General features: G+C 68.7%; 15 protein-coding genes, 1 tRNA gene and 1 pseudogene. 11 read left to right on the forward strand and 6 right to left on the reverse strand.

Translation table 11 applies throughout. From position 1 onward, the window contains the following. Nucleotides 1-93: 93 nt before the first annotated feature. Complete coding sequence (locus tag D456_RS0107230) at nt 94-1,179, forward strand: hypothetical protein (RefSeq protein ID WP_017575501.1); 1,086 nt, start codon at nt 94-96, stop codon at nt 1,177-1,179. On the opposite strand, the gene D456_RS0107235 is transcribed toward D456_RS0107230, so the two are convergent. Beyond that, nucleotides 1,173-2,927 (reverse strand): bis-aminopropyl spermidine synthase family protein, encoded by a 1,755-nt coding sequence (locus tag D456_RS0107235; protein ID WP_017575502.1) that lies wholly within the window; start codon nt 2,925-2,927, stop codon nt 1,173-1,175. The two genes, D456_RS0107230 and D456_RS0107235, sit on opposite strands and share 7 nt — an antisense overlap. A gap of 791 nt (nt 2,928-3,718) precedes the next feature. On the opposite strand from D456_RS0107235, the gene gltB reads away from it, so the two are divergent. The 4 genes from gltB to D456_RS0107255 all read left to right on the forward strand — a co-directional run bounded on the left by gltB (nt 3,719) and on the right by D456_RS0107255 (nt 11,366). Beyond that, entirely contained in the window at nt 3,719-8,275 is a 4,557-nt protein-coding gene (gltB, locus tag D456_RS0107240) for a glutamate synthase large subunit (RefSeq protein WP_017575503.1), read from the forward strand. A gap of 27 nt (nt 8,276-8,302) precedes the next feature. Further along, entirely contained in the window at nt 8,303-9,757 is a 1,455-nt protein-coding gene (locus D456_RS0107245; protein ID WP_017575504.1) for a glutamate synthase subunit beta, read from the forward strand. A 222-nt stretch (nt 9,758-9,979) separates the two neighbouring features. Beyond that, nucleotides 9,980-10,390 carry a DUF2784 domain-containing protein gene (locus tag D456_RS0107250; protein WP_017575505.1) on the forward strand — a complete coding sequence of 137 codons (411 nt, stop codon included), beginning with the start codon at nt 9,980-9,982 and terminating at the stop codon, nt 10,388-10,390. 73 nt (nt 10,391-10,463) lie between these two features. Further along, a complete protein-coding gene (locus D456_RS0107255; RefSeq protein ID WP_017575506.1) occupies nt 10,464-11,366 on the forward strand; it encodes a hypothetical protein in 903 nt (300 codons plus the stop codon). On the opposite strand, the gene D456_RS0107260 is transcribed toward D456_RS0107255, so the two are convergent. Beyond that, on the reverse strand, nt 11,367-12,095 hold the full coding sequence (locus D456_RS0107260) for a maleylpyruvate isomerase N-terminal domain-containing protein (protein WP_017575507.1): 729 nt from the start codon (nt 12,093-12,095) through the stop codon (nt 11,367-11,369). 194 nt (nt 12,096-12,289) lie between these two features. Here D456_RS0107260 and pyk point away from each other — a divergent pair, with 194 nt between their 5' ends. Beyond that, nucleotides 12,290-13,720, forward strand: a complete 1,431-nt coding sequence (pyk, locus tag D456_RS0107265) for a pyruvate kinase (protein ID WP_017575508.1) — start codon at nt 12,290-12,292, stop codon at nt 13,718-13,720. A 126-nt stretch (nt 13,721-13,846) separates the two neighbouring features. Here the strand turns inward: pyk and D456_RS0107270 are convergent, their stop codons facing one another. From D456_RS0107270 to D456_RS0107280, 3 genes are all read right to left on the reverse strand, one after another. Then, on the reverse strand, nt 13,847-14,827 hold the full coding sequence (locus D456_RS0107270; protein WP_017575509.1) for a DUF1266 domain-containing protein: 981 nt from the start codon (nt 14,825-14,827) through the stop codon (nt 13,847-13,849). Nucleotides 14,828-15,098: 271 nt separating this feature from the next. Continuing rightward, entirely contained in the window at nt 15,099-15,620 is a 522-nt protein-coding gene (locus tag D456_RS23785; RefSeq protein ID WP_017575510.1) for a hypothetical protein, read from the reverse strand. A 355-nt stretch (nt 15,621-15,975) separates the two neighbouring features. Beyond that, nucleotides 15,976-16,054: transfer RNA gene (locus D456_RS0107280), tRNA-Leu, on the reverse strand. A 160-nt stretch (nt 16,055-16,214) separates the two neighbouring features. Between D456_RS0107280 and D456_RS0107285 the strand changes: the two genes are divergently transcribed. The 5 genes from D456_RS0107285 (at nt 16,215) to D456_RS0107305 (ending at nt 21,444) form a co-directional block, all read left to right on the forward strand. After that, nucleotides 16,215-16,784 (forward strand): ANTAR domain-containing response regulator, encoded by a 570-nt coding sequence (locus D456_RS0107285; RefSeq protein ID WP_017575511.1) that lies wholly within the window; start codon nt 16,215-16,217, stop codon nt 16,782-16,784. A 386-nt stretch (nt 16,785-17,170) separates the two neighbouring features. Then, nucleotides 17,171-18,727: a branched-chain amino acid ABC transporter permease gene (locus D456_RS0107290; protein ID WP_017575512.1), complete on the forward strand. Its 1,557-nt coding sequence runs from the start codon at nt 17,171-17,173 to the stop codon at nt 18,725-18,727. 12 nt (nt 18,728-18,739) lie between these two features. After that, nucleotides 18,740-19,729, forward strand: coding sequence for a branched-chain amino acid ABC transporter permease (locus D456_RS0107295; RefSeq protein ID WP_026115651.1), 990 nt, complete (start codon nt 18,740-18,742; stop codon nt 19,727-19,729). Continuing rightward, nucleotides 19,719-20,591, forward strand: a complete 873-nt coding sequence (locus tag D456_RS0107300) for an ABC transporter ATP-binding protein (protein WP_017575514.1) — start codon at nt 19,719-19,721, stop codon at nt 20,589-20,591. The genes D456_RS0107295 and D456_RS0107300 overlap by 11 nt, the downstream gene beginning before the upstream one ends. Continuing rightward, a complete protein-coding gene (locus D456_RS0107305; RefSeq protein ID WP_017575515.1) occupies nt 20,584-21,444 on the forward strand; it encodes an ABC transporter ATP-binding protein in 861 nt (286 codons plus the stop codon). The genes D456_RS0107300 and D456_RS0107305 overlap by 8 nt, the downstream gene beginning before the upstream one ends. Nucleotides 21,445-21,534: 90 nt before the next feature. Here the strand turns inward: D456_RS0107305 and D456_RS27430 are convergent. After that, nucleotides 21,535-21,677: pseudogene (locus tag D456_RS27430) on the reverse strand (ABC transporter substrate-binding protein); the annotation flags it as partial.

The following is a 21,677-nucleotide window of genomic DNA, read 5'->3' on the forward strand; positions in this document are numbered from 1 at the left end:
CGGGCCCCGTGCCCAGCCCTGAGCGAACCCGGGCCCGTCCGCGCACCCCCCGTGCTGACTGCGGCCCGAGAATCCGAGGAAAGGTCCAATCGGGTGTCCCCTTCTGAACCGTCGGAGCCCGGTCCCGGGCGCCGGAGGAAGAACAGCGAGTCCGACACGGGACAGGCAGAACGTTCCCCGCACGAGAGCCCACGCCGGGCCGGCAGCCGCCGGAAGGAGTCCCCGCGCTTCGGCCTGGTCCCGAAGATCCTGGTGGGTGTTCTCGCCCTCGCCCTCATCGCGCTCGGCGTGGTGCTCGTGGTCCAGCGCGGTGTGGGGGAGGACTCCGCTGAAGCCGCTCCGGAGACCCGCCCCGCCCTCTACAACCTGCGTCTGAACGACAGCAGCGAGATGAACCGGGTGCTGAACTCACGCGAGGACGATCAGCGCCCCCTCAACGAGGGCGAACTGTTCGAGCGCAACAACGAAGAGATCTCCAGCCAGAGCATCGACTTCACCCTGCGCGACTCCGAGTTGACCGAGGACTGCAGTGAGGCGGTCTGGGGCGCCCGGGTCCAGGAGGCCCTCACCACGGCCGAGTGCACCCAGGCCGGGCGCGCCACCTACGTCTCCGAGGCCTACTTCGGCGTGGCCGCCATCTTCAACCTCGTCGACACCGAGGCCGGTCAGGGCGTGGCCGAGGCCATGGAGCTTCCCGAGACCGGCGAGGAAGGCGCCGAAGGGGAAGAACCCCCCGAGGACCCGGGTTTCGTGCTCGCCCCCTCCGGTGAGGAACCCTTCGACCGCCTCGGGGAGGGCTACGGCGCCGCCGACGCCATCATCAGCGGCCACTACCTGGTCGTGGTGTGGGTCCAGCCGCGGGAGTCCGAGTCCGTGGACGACCGGGTGACCCTCTCCAGCCCGCTCGTGGCCCTGGCCAACTTCCGCGATCCGCTCTACCGGCGCCTGGTGGAACTGCGCGGCCCCTCCGAGACCGAGGGCGGCGGAACCGGGGAAGGGGCCCCCGGCGACGGCGGTGCCGGAACCGGTACGGGGGAGGGCGCCCCCGGCGACGGCGGTGCCGGAACCGGTACCGGGGAAGGCGCTCCCGGTGGTGGCACGGGCGGGGCCGAACCGCCCGTGCAGGAGGAACCCCTGACCCAGGAACCCCCCGTGCAGGAGCCCGGTTCCGGTCAGTGACCGCTCCGGTCGGCCCCCTCACCGACCTCCGCCAGAAGCCCCGCGCAGACCTGCGGCAGCTCCCTCAACCGGTGCTCCGGCAGGTCCACCACCGTGTGCCCGCGTACCCACCCCGGTGCGCGGGCCACGCCGTGCCGGGCAGTGCGTTTGTTCACCGGCCGCCCCAGAGCCGCCGTCACCTCGATCAGTCCCGCACGCAGGGTCGAGGTCAGAGTGCCGTGCGCACGCCCCTGCACGTACGCCGCCAACGTCCCGGCCGTGTCGCTGCCGGCCTCGACGTCCGGCGCCGTCAGCCTCAGACACGTCAGGTCGTCGGCGCCGAACCCGCGCAGGAACCGCACCGCGAACCGCGGCTCCACCAACGACCGGAACGCCTCCTGGCCGGCCCGGTCCCGCACCCACGCCGACGAGGAGGGCACCAACACCTCCACCGTCGCCGTGCCCGTGGGCGCCGCCAGGGCCGCACGCGGGGCCAGACGTTCCCACCCGCCGGTCAGGTCCACAACCGCGTGTGTGTGCACCGGTCCGGGGGCCTTCATCCACGTGGACAACCGCACCCGGCCCGCACCCTCGAACCCACGGGGCCAGGACCCCACAAGCAGCGGCTCCGGACCCTGTTCACCGGTTCCTCCGGACACGCGCGCCAACACCGCCGCGGCCCGCTCCGGATCGCCGCCCACCCGCGCCTCACGAGCGTTGGAGCCCTGGCTGTAGACCCGGGCGTCCTCCCCGCCGGAGGAGGGCAGCGACCGCGCCAACGGACGCAGCACGTACAGGTCCGAGGCCGCGCCGATCGACTCCGCGCCGTGGTACCGGTTGAAGTCCGGCCACAACGCCTCCACCAGCAGTTGCAGACGGGAGAACCGGGACTGGGTGGCCGCCGCCAACCGCGGCGTGGTCTCACTCGCCCCGTAGGCGAGCAGGACCCGGCCGCTGCGCTGCTCGGCCATCCCTTCCAGGCCTCGGCGTACGAACAGTTCCACCCCGTCGGGGGTGTAGGGCGGGTCGGTGAAGACCACATCGGCCGCCCCGTGCAACGTCGGCGGCAAGCCCAGGCGCAGGTCAGCGCTGTGGGTGGTGATGTTCAGGCCCAGACGGTCGGCCGAGGCGTCGATGTGGGCCAGTACGCGCTCGTCCAGGTCCACCACCACCGCCCGGGCCCCGGGAACGACCAGGGTGAGCGCCACCGACGTCAGGTCGTGGTCCCCCACACACAGGAGGGTGCGTCCGTCCAGGTCGAAACGGGTGGCCAGGAACAGGGCCCGGCGCAGCGCCGTCTCGGCGGTCGCCGCCACGTGGTCCAGGTCCAGGTCGGAGGCGGGGCCCTCGGCCACCGCACGCTCCAGCTCCGCCAGCGTCCCGGGGTGCGCCGCCATCAGGTGCGCGACCGGGTCGGCGGCCGACGGCGCGGGTACACCCGCGTAGTCGCGGGGACGCTCCAACCGGACCGTGTCCTCCTCCTCACGTGCCTCGCCGCAGGCCAGGAGTCCGCGCAGCAGTTCCGCGACGACCGTGTGCGCCACCGCGGAGGCCCGCACCAGCTCGTTGGCCCGCCACGCGCGCCCGTCCGCCAGCAGTTCCACCACACGGCGGGCGCGGGGTGCGTCCACTCCGCGTTCGCGTAGCAGGGCCCGGGTCGGCTCGGGCCAGGAGGCGTCGCCGGTGCCGGACCGTCCCCCTCCGGTGTCGGTGTCCGCCGTGGGGCCGTCGGTGCCCGGCGCCGCGGCCGGAGTGTGCTCTGCTGCCATGGCACCGATGTTCCCACGCCCGGGAACCGCCACGGCGGCGCAGACCGGGAGCGTATCGGACGGGCAACACGCCCTTGAGATCGTTGACGGGGGTCGGTGGTGAAGTCTTCTTGCGTGGCGGGGTGCCTGGGGGTGGGACTCCGAGGTGGCGGGGGCGAGGGTGGTGGGGTTTCCTGTGGTGCCTGGTGTGGTGGTTCGTCGGGGTCGGGCTACGCTCGACGCTCCGACGAACACCACCCACCTGAACCGATCCACCGGTCTCCACCAACCACCGCCCCGGCATGCCCGGCACACCGATCACAGAACAGAACCCAATCCCCATCAACGATCTGAGGGGGATGTCACTCGCACGTGATCGGCGACCCCGCTTCCGAACGTGGCCTACCCCCGAGTAACATCGGTTTCCGGTTCTCATGAACCCGCTGTGCCCGGAGCAGATTCGGAGGATCCCGGCGGAGCTCTGGCTGCTTCGGGTGGTTTAGCGCGGTTCGTTCGTGGAACGAACGGCAGGGTCGGACCCGCGATTGGCATCACGGACCGACAGCAGGTACAAACCACCAGGGACCGAGAACCCGGAACCCGACCGCAGGCGGCGACCCTTCACCACCGGCCTCACGAGGACGTGACCGGCCCGAACAAGGTGGTGTGACGGGCGACCGACCGAAGCGGGACCCCATCACCCCAGTGGTCGCTCCCACACAGCGGGGAGCCACAACAGCACGTACGCAGCAGGGCCAACGTCGTCCCGGATGCGCTTTTCACAAAGCAGACCCAAGACGACAGGAGGGCACATGCCCGCTGCTCAGGTGCGGCGTTCGTCCGTCCGAACGAACGCGGAACCCACCACCCAGGGCCTGTACGACCCCGCCTTCGAGCACGACGCCTGCGGCGTCGGGTTCGTCGCCGACCTCAACGGCCGCCGCGGCCACGACACAGTCGAGAAGGCACTCACCGTCCTGCGCAACCTCGACCACCGCGGCGCCGCCGGGGCCGACCCCGACGACGGTGACGGCGCCGGGATCCTCACCCAGGTGCCCCACGACCTGTACACCGAGGTCTGCGACTTCCCCCTCCCCGCCGCCGGCGCCTACGCCACCGGCATCGGTTTCCTGCCCACCGACGCGGCCGAACGCGCCCGGGCCGTCGCCACCATCGACGCCATCGTCGCCGACGAGGGCCTGACCCTGCTCGGCTGGCGCGACGTACCCACCGAACCCGACTACGCAGGCCCCGCCGCCCGCGAAGCCATGCCCCACTTCGGTCAGCTCTTCATCACCGGGACCGAGGGCACCGCCACCGAGGGCCTCACCGGGATCGACCTGGAGCGCTACGCCTACTGCGTCCGCAAGCGCGCCGAACACGAGACCGACGTCTACTTCCCGAGCCTGTCCCCGCGCACCATCGCCTACAAGGGCATGCTCACCACACCCCAGCTCGAACCGTTCTTCCCCGACCTGTCCGACCGGCGCTACACCTCCGGCCTGGCCCTGGTCCACTCCCGGTTCTCCACCAACACCTTCCCGTCCTGGCCGCTGGCCCACCCCTTCCGGTACGTCGCCCACAACGGCGAGATCAACACCGTCAAGGGCAACCGCAACATGATGCGCTCGCGCGAGGCCAAGTTCGCCAGCGCCCTCATCCCCGGCGACCTCGACCGCCTGTTCCCGATCGTCGACCCCGAGGACTCCGACACCGCCTCCTTCGACGACACCCTGGAACTGCTCCACCTGGGCGGACGCTCCCTGCCGCACGCGGTCCTGATGATGATCCCGGAACCCTGGGAGAAGCACACCGAGATGGACCCGGACGTCCGGGCCTTCTACGAGTACCACTCCACCCTCATGGAGCCCTGGGACGGACCTGCCTCCGTCTCCTTCACCGACGGCACCGTCGTCGGCTCCGTCCTGGACCGCAACGGACTGCGCCCCGGCCGCTACTGGGTCACCGACGACGGACTCGTCGTCCTGGCCTCCGAATCCGGTGTCCTGGACATCGACCCCGCCACCGTCGTCCGCAAGGGCCGCCTCCAACCCGGCCGCATCTTCGTGGTCGACACCGAGCAGGGCCGCATCATCGAGGACGAGGAGATCAAGGCCGAACTCGCCGCCCAGCACCCCTACCGGGAGTGGGTCGACAACGGCATCACCCGCATCACCGACCTGCCCGCGGCCGAGCCCGCACGGACCGAACGCATCGACCTCGCCCAGCAGACCTTCGGCTACACCGAGGAAGAACTCCGCATCATCCTCACCCCGATGGCCCGCACCGGCGCAGAACCCATCGGCTCCATGGGCACCGACACCCCGGTAGCGGCCCTCTCCGACCGCTCCCGGCAGATCTTCGACTACTTCAGCCAGCACTTCGCCCAGGTCACCAACCCGCCGCTGGACGCCATCCGCGAAGAGATGGTCACCAGCCTCGGAACCCTCCTCGGGGCCGAGGGCAACCTCCTGTCGGCCGACCCGGCCGACACCCAGCGTCTGTCCCTGCCCACCCCCGTCATCGACCAGGCCGAACTCGCCGCCGTCGTCGCCGCAGGACAGGGCAACCCCGCGCTGAGGACCCACACCGTCGACGGCACCTACCCCGTCGACGGCGGCGGCCAGGCCCTCGACCGGCGGCTCGACGAGATCAACACCGAGGCCGACCGCGCCATCGCCGACGGCGCACGCATCATCGTCCTCAGCGACCGCGGCGTCGGCGCCGAACGCGCACCCGTGCCCTCACTGCTGCTCACCGGCTCCCTCCACCACCACCTCGTGCGCGAGAAGACCCGCACCGAGGTCGGGCTCGTCGTCGAGACCGCCGACGTGCGCGAGTGCCACCACGTCGCCCTCCTCCTCGGCTACGGCGCCTCCGCCGTCAACCCGTACCTGGCCCTGGAGACCGTCCGCGACATGGTCGAGAACGGCCGCCTCGGCGGGGTCGACGCCGAACAGGCCGTCCACAACACCCTCAAGGCCTACGCCAAGGGTGTCCTCAAGATCATGTCCAAGATCGGCGTCTCCACCATCGGTTCCTACACCGGCGCCCAGATCTTCGAAGCCCTCGGCCTCGGCCCCGAAGTCATCGACCGGTGCTTCACCGGCACCACCTCCCGCCTCGGCGGGGTCGGCTTCGACGTCCTGGCCGAAGAGGTCGCCATCCGCCACCGCCGCGCCCACGCCGTCAACGCCGGCGCCCACCGCCGACTCGAGGTCGGCGGCGAGTACCAGTGGCGCCGCGAGGGCGAACCGCACCTGTTCAACCCCGAGACCGTCTTCAAGCTCCAGCACTCCACCAGGAGCCGCTCCTACGAGATCTTCAAGGAGTACACCGACAAGGTCGACGACCAGGCCGAGCAGCTCATGACCCTGCGCGGCCTCCTGCGCTTCAAGGACGGCCTCCGCCGACCGGTCCCGATCGAGGAGGTCGAACCGGTCTCCGACATCGTCAAGCGCTTCTCCACCGGAGCCATGTCCTACGGCTCCATCTCCGCCGAGGCCCACGAGACCCTCGCCATCGCCATGAACCGCCTCGGCGGAAAGTCCAACACCGGCGAAGGCGGGGAGGACCCCGACCGCTTCACCCCCGACACCAACGGCGACCTGCGACGCAGCGCCATCAAACAGGTCGCCTCCGGACGCTTCGGCGTCACCTCCCACTACCTCACCAACGCCGACGACATCCAGATCAAGGTGGCCCAGGGCGCCAAACCCGGCGAGGGCGGACAACTGCCCGGACACAAGGTCTACCCGTGGGTCGCCGACACCCGGCACTCCACCCCCGGCGTCGGGCTCATCTCCCCGCCGCCCCACCACGACATCTACTCCATCGAGGACCTCGCCCAGCTCATCCACGACCTCAAGAACGCCAACCCGTCCGCACGGGTGCACGTCAAGCTGGTCTCCGAAGCGGGCGTGGGCACCGTCGCCGCAGGCGTGTCCAAGGCCCACGCCGACGTCGTCCTCGTCTCCGGCCACGACGGAGGCACCGGCGCCTCCCCGCTGACCTCCCTCAAGCACGCCGGAACCCCCTGGGAGATCGGCCTCGCCGAGACCCAGCAGACCCTCCTGCTCAACGGACTGCGCGACCGCATCGTCGTCCAGACCGACGGCCAGATGAAGACCGGACGCGACGTCGTCGTCGCCGCACTCCTCGGCGCCGAGGAGTACGGCTTCGCGACCGCGCCCCTCATCGTCTCCGGCTGCGTCATGATGCGCGTCTGCCACCTCGACACCTGCCCCGTCGGTGTGGCCACCCAGAACCCGACCCTGCGCGAGCGCTACTCCGGCCGGGCCGACCACGTCGTGAACTTCTTCGAGTTCATCGCCCAAGAGGTCCGCGAATACCTCGCCCAGCTCGGATTCCGCAGCCTCGACGAAGCCATCGGCGCCGTCGAGAGCCTGGAGACCGCCGACGCCGTCGACCACTGGAAGGCCCAGGGCCTGGACCTGTCACCCGTCCTGAGCGCCGTCGACCCCTGGGACGGCGACCACCGCCACCAGGTCCGCGGCCAGGACCACGGCCTGGAGAAGGCCCTCGACCACACCCTCGTCCAACTCGCCGAGGGCGCACTCGACTTCGCCGAACCCGTCAGCCTCGAACTGCCCGTACGCAACGTCAACCGCACCGTCGGAACGATGCTCGGCCACGAAGTCACCAAGCGGTACGGCGACCAGGGCCTGCCCGACGACACCATCGACATCACCTTCACCGGGTCGGCCGGCCAGTCCTTCGGCGCCTTCGTGCCCAAGGGCATCACCATGCGCCTGTCCGGCGACGCCAACGACTACGTCGGCAAGGGCCTGTCCGGCGGTCACATCACCGTGCGCCCCGCCGAGACCTCCCCCTTCGCCGCCGAGGAACACATCATCGCCGGCAACGTCATCGGCTACGGGGCCACCTCCGGGCGGATCCACCTGCGCGGTGTCGTCGGCGAACGCTTCTGCGTCCGCAACTCCGGCGCCACCGCCGTCGTCGAAGGCATCGGCGACCACGGCTGCGAATACATGACCGGGGGCCGCGCCGTCGTCCTGGGCCGCACCGGCCGCAACTTCGCCGCGGGCATGTCCGGCGGCATCGCCTACGTCCTCGACCTCGACCCCGAACGCGTCAACGGCGAGATGGTCGAGATCGAGGCCCTCACCGACGAGGACCGCGACTTCCTCACCACCACCCTCACCAGACACCACGACGAAACCGGATCCACCGTCGCCCGAGACCTCCTGGACGCAGGCGACACAGGACTGACCCGCATCAGCAAGGTCATGCCCCGCGACTACAAGCGGGTCCTGCTCGCCCAGGCCGAGGCCGAGCGCGAGGGCCGAGACGTCGACGAAGCCGTCATGGCCTCCGCACAGTCCTAGAGCACGAACCACGAGAGGAGGAGCACCATGGGTGACCCCAAGGGCTTCCTGAAGATCACCGACCGCGAGCTGCCCCAGCACCGACCCGTGGACGTGCGCATCCAGGACTGGCACGAGGTCCAGGAGGACTTCGCCCGGAGCACCGTCACCAAGCAGGCCTCGCGCTGCATGGACTGCGGTATCCCCTTCTGCCACAACGGATGCCCGCTCGGAAACCTCATCCCCGAGTGGAACCACCTCGTCCACACCCACGACTGGGCCGAGGCCATCGAACGGCTCCACGCCACCAACAACTTCCCCGAGTTCACCGGCCGCCTCTGCCCCGCACCCTGCGAATCCGCCTGCGTGCTCGGTATCAACCAGCCCGCCGTCACCATCAAGAACGTCGAGGTCTCCATCATCGACCGCGCCTGGGAGGAAGGCTGGGTCAAGCCCCTGCCCCCCACCACGCGTACCGGCAGGACCGTCGCCGTCATCGGATCCGGCCCCGCGGGCCTGGCCGCCGCACAGCAACTCACCCGCGCCGGCCACGACGTCACCGTCTTCGAACGCGCCGACCGCATCGGTGGACTGCTGCGCTACGGCATCCCCGAGTTCAAGATGGAGAAGCGCCACATCGAACGCCGCCTCGCCCAGATGAGCGCGGAAGGCACCACCTTCCGCACCGGCGTCGACGTGGGCACCGACATCACCGCCGAGGAGCTCGAGGCCCAGTACGACGCCACCGTCCTCACCGGCGGGGCCACCGCCTGGCGCGACCTGCCCGCCCAGGGCCGCGAACTCAACGGGATCCACCAGGCCATGGAGTACCTCCCCCTGGCCAACAAGGTCCAGGAGGGCGACCTCGACACCCCGCCCATCACCGCCCAGGACAAGCACGTCATCGTCATCGGCGGCGGCGACACCGGAGCCGACTGCGTCGGCACCGCCCACCGCCAGGGCGCCGCCAGCGTGACCCAGCTCGAGATCATGCCCAAGCCGCCCACCGAACGGCCCGACCACCAGCCCTGGCCGACCATGCCCAACCTCTACAAGGTCACCAGCGCCCACGAGGAGGGCGGCAGACGGCTCTACTCCGTCAACACCGTCGCCTTCCTCGGCGACGACCAGGACAACGTGTGCGCACTGCAGCTCGTGGAGGTCCAGCGCACCGACAAGGGCTTCGAACCCGTCGAGGGCACCGAACGCGAGATCCCCGCCGACCTCGTCACTCTCGCCATGGGCTTCGTCGGTCCCCAGAAGGAGGGTCTCCTCGAGCAACTCGGCGTCGAACTCGACGGCCGCGGCAACGTCGTCCGCGACAACGACTACCGCACCACCGTCGACGGCGTCTTCTGCGCCGGAGACATGGGCCGGGGCCAGTCCCTGATCGTCTGGGCCATCGCAGAGGGCCGATCCGCCGCAGCCGCAGTGGACCGCCACCTCACCGACCGGACCCACCTGCCCGTCGCCATACCGCCGACCGAGCGCCCGCTCGTGTAAGGGCAACGGCCGCCCAGCACAGGCGCGCCGGACGCAGGGAAACCTCCCGCGCCCGGCGCGCCCCGTACACTCCCCCACAGCCCCGGCGACCCGCCCGCCCACAGGGACAGGGCGGACCCGGGCACGGTCCGACGCGCCGATCCTTGGCCCGATCGGTAACCGGCTGGGACACTGGAAAACGAAAAACACCGCGAACACCCGCCCCACCGAGGAAACCGGACGATGTTCTACCAGGTGATCGGCGAAACGGCGATGCTCCTTCACTTCGCCTTCCTCATCTACGTGACCCTGGGCGGTTTCCTGGCATGGCGGTGGCCCCGTACTTTCTGGTTCCACGTACCCGTTGCCGCATACGCTCTCGCCATCAACATCGTCGGATGGGAATGCCCCCTCACCTACGTCGAGAACTGGGGGCGGGTCAACGCAGGCCAAAGCGGCATGGGTGATACGGGGTTCATCGACCACTACCTCACCGGCATCATTTATCCCCAGGAACACGCTCTCACCGCACAATTCCTCGTGGGAGTGAGCGTCGCCGTCTCCTGGATCGGCTTGCTCATCATCCTGTGGCGGCGACGCCGCGGACCCACACCCCGAAACCACGACACCGACGGCACCACACCACACGCGTAAAAACCGCGCATGGATTCCGCGCGAGCCGTTCACCGCTCGCCGAGCCCGCGCGTACCGTCGAAACATGACCGTTGTGAGCTGGGACTCCTTCCGCGCCGCGGAGCACTTCACCATGCGCAACGCGCGGCTGCTCGACCGGCACCGATTCGACTTCCTCTTCCAGGCGGGCCCCGCCGAGAACGTCCGTGCCGCACTGGCCGCCTACCGCAACATCGACGGCGGCTACGGCAACGGCCTCGACCCGGACCTACGCGGCCATGCCAGCCAGCCCGTGGCCGTCGAACTCGCCCTACGCCTGCTCGACGAGCTCGGCCCCCTCTCCCAGCCCCTCACCGCAGGGATCTGCCGCTTCCTCAACTCCGTGAGCAACACCGACGGCGGGCTGCCCGCCGTCCTGCCCGGCGTCCGACACACCGAAGCCGCGCCCTGGTACCAACACACCGACGACTTCAGCAGCCGCCTCGACACCACCGCCATGATCACCGGGCTCCTCCACAAACACCACGTGACCCACCCCTGGCGCGACACCGCCACCGCCTACTGCTGGAAACACATCGACGGCCTCAGGTGGACCGACCCCCACCAAGCCATCGCCGTCTGCACCTTCCTGCAGCACGTCCCCGACCGGCAACGCGCCATGGAGACCTTCGCCCGCCTCTCCAGCAAGATCCGCGCCGTCATCGACGTCCACCCGCGTGCCACCGGCCACGTCCACACACCACTGGACCTGGCCGCCCACCCCGACCACATCGCCCGACCGCTCTTCACCGACGACGAGATCGAACGCAATCTCCAGGCCTTCGAAGAACAACAACGCCCCGACGGCGGCTGGGACGCCTGCTGGGACCACTGGGACACCGCCGCCACCATCGAACGCGAAGGCATGCGCACCATCCAACGCCTACGCATCCTGCGCGACTACGGCCGCGTCCAGGTCGACCTGCCCCGGCCCCGTCGCGAAGCCCCCGCCGACTGATCACCCGCCCAACGCCAGAAAGCGCACACCGGCCTCCCGCAACTCCTCCGCCAAGCCCGCGTCATCGGGCTCCCGGACCCGGCCCGTCACAGCTCGAACCGCTGACAGAGCCGTCCTACGGTCCTCCCACAGCCCGGGCAGCACATGCTCCAACGCCACAGGGTCAGCGGAGCAGAACAACAACCGCGTCGCCACCCCCAGCGCCTCAGAACTCGCCCACGGATCCCGCCCCAACGCATCGGCCAGGTCCAGACCGTGCACAGTCAGCTCAAGAACCCTTGTCACCAAGAAATCCGTGAGCAGCATCCGATCACCGTGCCGCGTCACGACGACACGATCACCCGGCTCCGCCCACAGGCACGGTTCCAACCGGCCCCAATGCTCCGTCAGCACCCGGGCAGGTTCCCCCGCGTCCGAACGCCGACGAGCCACCAGCAGAGCACTGCCGACCCGAGCGGCATCGACCTCGACGGAAAAACGTACGTCCGGGGAGTAATAGCCCACTGCCGAGACCACACCGCCCCCACCCTCAGGCACACGCTCCTTCAAAGCATCGGCAACCCGCACCACCGCACCCACCGTGTGTACGGCCAGAGCAGCCACGTCCCACGGCTCGCACCGCGTCGGCGCCCACACCTCCTGCTCCTCCAGTCGGTCCAATACCGCACCCAACACACCAACCTCGGACGCCACCGCCGAGATCACCTGCTCGCGTGAGAACTCCAACACTTCGTGTACCTCCCGGGCGCTCAGGGCACGCACACTACAGAACCGACCAGGCGCGAGAAGCCCCGCGTACGTGGGAAAACATCCCATGTGTGTTCTCGTGCACACCCGGAATTCGCCTTCCCGCAGACGGGGAGACGTCCCCACGCAACCTGGTTTAGACCACTGCGCCACCTGAAAGCTCTAGAGTGTTACGTGTGACACGTCGAGCAAAAATTGTCGCGACCCTCGGTCCCGCAACCTCGAGCCCGGAGACCCTCCGGCAGCTCGTCCACGCCGGACTGGACGTCGCCCGCATCAACCTCAGCCACGGAACCCACGACGACCACCACGCCAGCATCACCAACCTCCGGCAGGCAGCCGAGGAAGAGCAACGCCCCATCGGCGTCCTCGCCGATCTCCAAGGTCCCAAGATCCGCGTGGGCACCTTCGCCGACGGCCCCATCGAACTCGACGAGGACGACGAGTTCACCATCACCACCGAAGACGTCCCCGGCGACAGCAACCGCGTATCCACCACGTACAAGGGACTCCCCGGAGACGTCCGCCCCGGCGACCGCGTCCTCATCGACGACGGCCGTGTCGTCCTCGAGTGCACCAAGACCACCAGCACCGAGGTCCACACACGCGTCGTCGTCGGCGGCCCCGTCTCCAACCACAAGGGACTCAACCTCCCCGGAGTCGCCGTCAGCGTCCCCGCCCTCACCGACAAGGACGAGGACGACCTCCGCTGGGCCCTGCGCCAAGGCGTCGACATCGTCGCACTGTCCTTCGTGCGCAGCCCCGCCGACGCCGAAGAATGCCACCGCATCATGGACGACGAGGGCGTCACCGTCCCCCTCATCGCCAAGATCGAGAAGCCCCAAGCCGTCGAACGCCTCCACGACATCATCGAGGTCTTCGACGGCGTCATGGTCGCCCGCGGCGACCTCGGCGTCGAACTCCCGCTCGAGAACGTCCCCATGGTGCAGAAACGCGCCATCGAGCGCTGCCGCGACAAGGCCAAACCCGTCATCGTCGCCACGCAGATGCTCGAATCCATGATCTCGGCGCCCCGACCCACCCGCGCCGAAGCCTCCGACGTGGCCAACGCCGTCATCGACGGCGCCGACGCCGTCATGCTCTCCGGAGAGACCAGCATCGGCCAGTACCCCGTCGAGACCGTCGAGACCATGGCCCGCATCGTCGGAGCCGCCGAACAGGAGTCCCTCCGGGCCTCCCACATCCTCAACCGCGTCCCGGAGACCACCGGCGGCGCCATCGCCCGCGCCGCCGCCGAGATCGGCGCGACCATCGGCGCACGCGCCCTCGTCGCCTTCACCATGTCCGGGGAGACCGCCCGGCGCCTCGCCCGCTACCGGTCACCCATCCCGCTCATGGCCTTCACCACCGAACCGCTGACCCGTGGCCGCCTCGCCCTCACCTGGGGCGTGGACACCAACCGCGTGCCCTGGGTCGACAACAGCGACGACATGGTCCGCCAGGTCGAACACGAGCTCCTGCAGCTCAGCGACTACAACCGCGGCGACAAGATCGTCATCGTCGCCGGGAGTCCCCCGGGAACCGTCGGCTCCACCAACTCCCTGCGCGTCCACCGCCTCGGGGACGCCGTCACCCTGAACCCGTAACCGAGAACCCCGACCGCGCAAAACCGCGGAGGGACGTGTCGCATCGGGACCGGCCCGGGCACGGCGCACACGCGCCCGCCCGGCCGGGACCGGATGCGGCACCGGGAACCGCCCGGAGCCGAACGCTCACTCCGAGGCCCGCACCTCGTCACCGGCCGAGGCACCCTTGGCCCCCTGGTCCGGCAACACCCGCTCCAACGGCATGTCCCACGGCAACAAGTTCCACGGGCTCGACGGGTCCTCGGACAGCAACCCCAACGCCGTCCAGATCCGGTCCTGCCCCGAGTACTCACCGAGCATCCCCTTGCTCGGCCACAGCAGGTACCCCGCATGGAACGCCGCCGCCAACTGCGACCACGACGAATACCGTCGCTGCAGATCCGTCGCCACACGGCGCAACATCGCCTGAGTCTCCGCGGGCGACAACCAGTCCAGGCTCGCGCCCCCGCACACCAACCGGATCACGTGCGCCGATTTCCACCACTGGTACGCACCGATGATGACGGTCTCCCGTTCCTCACCCGCCCGCGTCACCGAACGCAGACGCCGTACCTGCTCCTCACCGAGCACCACGTGCGTGCCCGTGTCACCACCGCCCCGCTCGCGCGGAAGACGCGATTTCGCGGTTCCCGCGCGCAGGTCCACCACCAGATCCAGACTCGGCCCCTGGTGCAGCTCCTCGTGCAGCCTCTCCACCGTCGCGCGCAACGACTCCAGGTCCGTCACACCCCACTGTTCCTCGAGCACACGCCGGTACCTGCGGCGCAGCGACGAGCGGGCGACCACGTCCCAGGGCTCGGCCAGAGCCACCCGGAACGGCGCGGCCACGGCGGCGGCCCAGCGCTCTGTGCTCAACGGCGCATCGGGCTCCTTCGCGCGGACCGCGGGGGACTCGCGGGTACCGATGACCAGCTCGGCGAACGAGCCGGCCGCCAGTACCGCCGTGGGCAGGAAGGCCCACCCGGGAAGGCCGAGGGCCACCATGAGCACGACCAGGAAGGCGACGGGGGTCCACAGCCAGGGCTGGCGGCGGCGCGAACCCCAGGCGACCACGACCCAGGCGCCAATCACCAGTGCGCCCACGATCCCGGCGACCACGGTCAGCACCCGTCGCTCCTCTCACGTGCTCTGTGTCCGTTACGCACTCAAGGATCGGTGACGTCTGCTCTGCCTCGCGACCGAACTCACGGGTTGTGCTCAGGTTGTGGCCGTGATGTAACCGCTGATGCCCGTTCGGGGCTGCCACAAAGTGACAAAAGGCCTGAACGGGGTTGAAGCGGGCCGGTAATTGTGAAGGTTTCGGCCTTCCCCTTCGTGTGTGGGCGGGAGGCGGGGCGACCCACAGGCGCGCGGACCCCGCATGAGCGGGGGAGCGGGGTCAGTACTCGGGGCCCACGAAGGTGTCCATGCGGGCGACGGCGGCCTTGCGGGAGATCGAGATGGCGCTCTGCGACAGAACATCCGGTTGGCGTTTGGCGTGAGACTTCCACGGGTTCTCGAGCTGGTCGAGTGTTGTCGTCATCAAGCCGACGATGTCCCGTGAGGTGTTCGCGAAGAGGTAGCGAGGATATTCGTAGAACCCCTGTCCGTCCCTCCTTCTTATCCGGTTGAGGCCCCTCGACCCATCTGAGTGCATCAGCCCCCGGACGAAGCGTCGGGGATGTTCGTCCACGATCTCCTGCTGCCAGGACTCGAGCACGATACGGCGTTCGTGCTTCTTCCCGGGCGCGTGCTGGGGGAACACACAGGGCCAATGTTTCCAACTGCCGTGGACCATGGTGCAGCCCAGCGCCTGGGCCCGACCCACTTTGTGGTCCGGGCGGATCGCGGCGATGGCATCCGCGCACTCCTCGATGAGGCCCGGCCACTTGTCGTCGCATGCGATGCGGAGTCGCCACACCTTCTTTTACGGGTCGCCGACCTGGCTGATGCAGCCATCTCCGAGGTAGAGCCCGAGCAGGTAGCTGTACGTGTCAGCGGGGCAGGAGGTTTGGGAACCGGTTCGCAACGGGGGCACAGGTCGGTGCCCTCGTACTTGTCCACGAGGGCACGGTTCTGGGCCCAGACGAGGAGCGTGGAGCGGCTGATCCCCGTCTGCCGGCTCACATCTGTCTGGGACAGGCCGGCATCGAGGAGGGAGGCGGCATGGCGCCTGACATGTGGTGCATACATGCGGTGCATGTTTGCTCACGTTTCGGACGTTTTCCGGCGACAGGCGCCATGACCAGCAAAAAGGCCACCCGTCGGGTGGCCTTTGGTGCCCTGAGTGGGACTCGAACCCACACTGAACGAGGTTTGAGCTCGCTCCCTCTGCCGAAATTGGGGTATCAGGGCTTTGGTATTTTGTCAAACGATTTTATGAAATTTTTCGGCGGTCCTCCTGGCGGTCCGCGACCAACAGTGTAGTCACGATTGCCGTGCTTCGGCGGGGCCGACGCCCAGCATACTAGCGAATCTCGGTAACCTCGAACGCGTGACGAGGACGCAGAGCCGTGTGGTGATCGCGGAAGACGAGGCCCTGATCCGCCTGGACCTCAAGGAGATGCTGGAAGAGGACGGCTACACCGTCGTCGGCGAGGCCGGTGACGGCGAGGCCGCCATTCGGCTTGCCCGGGAGCTCGCCCCCGACCTGGTGATCACCGACATCAAGATGCCGGTACTCGACGGCCTCTCGGCCGCCGAGAGTATCGCGGGCGAACGTATCGCCCCCGTGGTGATCCTGACGGCCTTCTCCCAGCGCGAGCTGGTCGAGCGGGCCCGAGACGCCGGGGCGATGGCCTACCTGGTCAAGCCGTTCAACAAGACCGATCTGGTGCCGGCCATCGAGATGGCCACCTCCCGGTACGCCGAGCTGTCGGCGCTGGAGGCGGAGGTGGGCAGCCTCCAGGAGCGGTTGGAGACCCGCAAGCTGGTGGAGCAGGCCAAAGGGTTGTTGCAGAGCCGCCACGGCATGAGCGAGCCCGAGGCCTTCCGTTGGATCCAGAAGAACTCCATGGACAAGAGGCTGACCATGCGCAAGGTCGCCGAGACCGTCGTGGAGGCGCTCGGCGGCAGTCAGTCCTGACCACAGAACACAGACCGCCGCAGGAAGCTTCGTGGGGCCGTTCCCGAGTAGCCGGGGCGGCCCTTCGTCATGTCCGGGGGAGGGCGCGGGGCGCGGCCCCGCGCCGGCTGTCTCACAGGTGACATTCGGTGGCTCTGGGCGTTCACGGAAGTACAGATCGCCATGCTCGAGCGGGACGCGGCGAGACAAGTGTTCAAGACCGAGCCGCTGTCGGCGGTGATTCCATCTCATTTGCGCACAATGGGGTGACGGTTGGGTCACACGGCTTAAGGGGAGCTGAAGGGTCTGCCTGAACCGGGCTAAACTCTGCGCACCGAACAGCTAGGACCAAGGCGCCCGGATGCCCCCATTCGGGACGCTCTCCCCCAGATGCGCAAGGAGCGTGCGTGCGCACACGCCTCGTGACCGTGCTGCTCGCCCTGATCACCGCGCTCGTGGTGATCCCGGGGCCGGCGGCGACGGCAGACGAACAGGGCGGTGAATCGCTCTCCGGCCAGATCGGGCAACCGGACGACCGATCACAGGGTGTCGAAGGCATCCGGATCGTGATCTCGGACGGTGACGACGAGGTCGGGGCGGCCGAGACCGACTCTGATGGAAATTGGGAGGTGGAGGTGCCCGGACCGGGCACCTACGACCTCGAAGTGGATCAGGGGTCCGTACCCGAGGAGTACGAGCTGCGCGAGACGCCGCTCGTGACCGAGGGCATCGTGGAGGTCGAAGCGGGAGACTCCTCGACCCTGATCATCGCCCTCACAGAGGCGGGGGAGGACCAATCGCAGGAGGAGCCCTCGTCCTCGCCCGAGGAGGAGGCAACGGAGGACGACGAGGGTGAGGGGGCCGACGAGGAGAGCATCGAGGTCGAAGGCGTCTCCGGTGGTTTCGGCGACCGTTTCGCCCAGCTGACCGCTGCGGGCCTGCTCTTCGGACTGGTCATCGCCGTCTCCGCGATCGGCCTCTCGCTCATCTTCGGTACCACCAAGCTCATCAACTTCGCCCACGGCGACATGGTCACCTTCGGCGCGATGATGGCCCTGCTCTTCAGCACCGGCGCGGCCGGCATGGGCAACTCGCTGTTGGCGATCTTCGCCGGTGTGGGAACTGCGATCCTCCTGGGCGCTCTCCTGGAGGGCAAGGTCCGCCCGACGCCGCTGATCGTGGTGCAGTGGACGGCCGTCCTCGGCGGTATCGCACTGGCCACGGCGATGGGCGTGGCCGGCGACTCCATCGCCTGGGAGGTGCCGTTGTGGGCGGCGGCCGGGATCTCGGTGGTCATGGGCGCGGTCCTGGGCGGAACGATGGAGCGTTACCTGTGGCGCCCGCTGCGGCGGCGGAACGTGGCCATGATCCAGATGTTCATCGTCTCGATCGGGCTGGCTCTGATCCTGCGGCACGTGATCCTGGTGCTCTTCAGCGCCAACCGCACCCGGTACTCCGGTTTCCAGGTCCAGGACCTGGTACACATCGGTCCGGTCTCCCTGCCCCCGCGCGATCTGGTGATCATCGGGGTGGCAACGGTGGCCCTGGTGCTGGTGGGGTGCCTGCTGCAGTTCACCCGCATCGGCAAGGCGATGCGCGCGGTCTCCGACAACCGCGATCTGGCCGAGTCGTCCGGTATCGACGTCGACCGTGTGACGCTCTACGTCTGGTTCCTCGGCGGCGGCCTGTCCTCCTTGGGCGGCGTCCTCTTCGGCCTCAACCAGGTCGTCGACTACGAGATGGGCTTCCGCCTGCTGCTGCTCATGTTCGCCGCCGTCATCCTCGGCGGTCTGGGCACGGCCTACGGGGCGATGGTCGGTGGTCTGGCCGTCGGCCTGGTGGCGATGCTGTCCACCCTGTGGTTCCCGACCCAGCTGATGGAGGCCTGGGCTCTGGCGTTGATGATTCTGATGCTGCTGTTCAGGCCCCAGGGCCTGCTCGGTCGGCGTGAACGGGTCGGCTAGGAGAGGTAGACGATGGATATTCTGATGATCCTCGCCGAGTCCGCCCGATCCGCGGTGGGACCGGTGGCGGCGATCTATGCGTTGGCGGCCGTCGGGCTCAACCTGCACTTCGGTTACACGGGGCTGCTGAACTTCGGCCAGGTCGGCTTCATGCTCGTGGGCGCCTACGGCCTCGGAATCAGCGTGGGCGTGTTCGGTCTGCCCGTGCTGGTCGGGTTCGTGGTGAGCCTGGCGTGCGCGGTCGTACTGGCGTTGCTGTTGGGCATTCCGACACTGCGGTTGCGTTCGGATTATCTGGCGATCAGCACGATCGCCACGGCCGAGGTGTTGCGGTACGTGTACCGGGCCGACTTCGCCGGGCCGTTGACCAACGGCGTGTACGGGCTGCAGAACCTGTCCGCGGGTTTCCGGTCGATCAACCCCTTCGACTCGGCCGGACGGTACGGCTTCGGGGCGTTCAACTTCAGCGGCAACCACCTGTGGGTCATGGTGGTGACCTGGGGCCTGGTGGGGTTGTTCGCGCTGTTGACGTGGATGTTGATGCACAGCCCCTGGGGGCGTGTCATCAAGGGCATCCGTGAGGACGAGGACGCGGCGCGCAGCCTCGGCAAGAACGTGTTCGCGTACAAGATGCAGGTGTTGGTGCTGGGCGGTGCCATCGGTGCGCTGGCCGGCGCCATGATGGCGGTGCACCAAGCGGCGATCAACCCGGACCAGTTCAAACCGCAGGTGACGTTCTTCCTGTGGGCGATCTTGCTGTTGGGTGGCGCGGGCCGTGTGCTGGGCCCGTTCATCGGTTCGGTGGCGTTCTGGTTCCTGATGAACTTCACGGACGGGCTTCTGCGCGGTCTGGGGAGCGAGGGCTACTTGCCGTTCCTGTCCGGCCCTGATTTCGGTGCGATCCAGTTGGCCTTCGTGGGTCTGATGCTGGTGCTGCTGATCGTGTTCCGGCCGCAGGGCCTCATCGGCGACCGCAAGGAGATGCTGATCAATGTCAAGTGACGAGACGACCGTCTCCGGTACAGAGGACCGTATGGCCGGGGTGGAGCCGGCCCCGGGCGTGGGCAAGCCCGATCCGATCCTGACCGCCGAGGGGGTGCGCCGTTCGTTCGGTGGCCTGACGGCCGTGGACGTGGAGCACCTGGAGGTGCAGCGGGGGACGATCACGGCGTTGATCGGTCCGAACGGTGCGGGCAAGTCCACGCTGTTCAACCTGCTGACGGGTTTCGACCGTGTGGACCGGGGACGCTGGTCCTTCGGCGGGCGGGCGATCAACGGCCGCCGGGGCCATCAGGTGGCGCGTTCGGGCATGGTGCGGACGTTCCAGCTGACCAAGGCACTGACGCGGATGTCGGTGCTGGACAACATGTTGCTGGGTGCGCAACGCCAGTTCGGTGAGCGGATGGCCGGTGCGTTGTGGCGTCCCGGTTGGTCCAAGCAGGAAGCGGCCAACACCGAGCGCGCGATGGCTCTGTTGGAGCGGTTCCGGCTGGCGGACAAGCGCGACGACATGGCGGGCTCGCTGTCGGGCGGCCAGCGCAAGCTCCTGGAGATGGCACGGTCGCTGATGACCGAGCCGGACATGATCATGCTGGACGAGCCGATGGCGGGTGTGAACCCGGCTCTGGTGCAGTCGCTGCTGAGCCACATCACGTCGTTGCGGGACGAAGGGCGTACGGTCCTGTTCGTCGAGCACGACATGGACGTGATCATGGGCATCAGCGACTGGATCGTGGTGTTGGCGCAGGGACAGGTGATCGCGGAGGGCCGTCCTTCCGACATCAAGTCCGACAAGCGGGTGATCGACGCCTACTTGGGCGCCCAGGAGGACGAGGCAGAGGTTCGGGAGGGCGACGATGGCTGACCAGGGCGAGAACGGCGAGCTTCCGGCCGGGGAGATCCCTGCGGAGGCGGAGGACGCGTCCACGGTCCAGGGCCAGCGTGAAGAGGTCCTGGAGCAGGCGCGGGCCGAGGCGTTGGCCGTGGGTGGCCCTGAGGACCACCTGCTGCTGGCCAAGGACGTGGTGGCCGGTTACGTACCGGGCGTGAACATCCTGAACGGGTGCACGTTGACCTTGTCCGAGGGCGAGGTCGTGGCGATCATCGGTCCGAACGGTGCGGGCAAGTCGACGTTGATCAAGACGATCTTCGGACTGATCCCGGTGCGTGGGGGCGACGTGACGTTGCGGGCCTCGAGCATCGCCGGTCTGGCGGCGCACAGTCTGGTGGAGCGCGGTGTGGGGTACGTGCCCCAGTCGCAGAACGTGTTCCCGTCGTTGACGATCGAGGAGAACCTCCAGATGGGGGCCTTCCTGCGGCCGCGGAGTTTCGCGAAGCGTTTCGAGACCGTGGCGGGGCTGTTCCCGTTGTTGGCGGACCGGCGGCGTGCGAAGGCCGGGTCGTTGTCGGGCGGTGAACGCCAGATGGTGGCGATGGGCCGGGCCCTGATGATGGAGCCGTCGGTGTTGTTGTTGGACGAGCCGACGGCGGGTCTATCGCCGATCTTCCAGGAGGAGGTCTTCCAGCGGGTCAAGGAGGTCAACGAGACGGGTGTCTCGGTGATCATGGTGGAGCAGAACGCGCGCCGTTGCCTGCAGATCTGCGACCGCGGTTACGTGCTGGACCAGGGGCGTAACGCCTACACGGGTTCGGGCGCGGACCTGTTGGAGGACCCGAACGTCATCGAGCTGTACCTGGGCACGTTGGCCAAGGCGTGAGGCCCGGCCCTGCCGGAACGGCACAGGGCGGGGACACGGACCCGGTACAGGGTTCGCGTCCCCGCCCTGTGTGCTTCTCCGGGACGGCGGTCAGCCCTCTTCGCCGGAGTACTCGACGTACTCGCGGATGCCGTATCCGTCGGCGCTGAACTCGAAGACCTCGAAGGTTGCGGTGGTGGGGTCGCCGTTGTCGTCGAGGTCGATGTTGCCGCTGACGCCCTGGTAGTCGATCT

It is taken from the genome of Nocardiopsis kunsanensis DSM 44524 (genome assembly GCF_000340965.1).
Classification (GTDB): domain Bacteria; phylum Actinomycetota; class Actinomycetes; order Streptosporangiales; family Streptosporangiaceae; genus Nocardiopsis; species Nocardiopsis kunsanensis.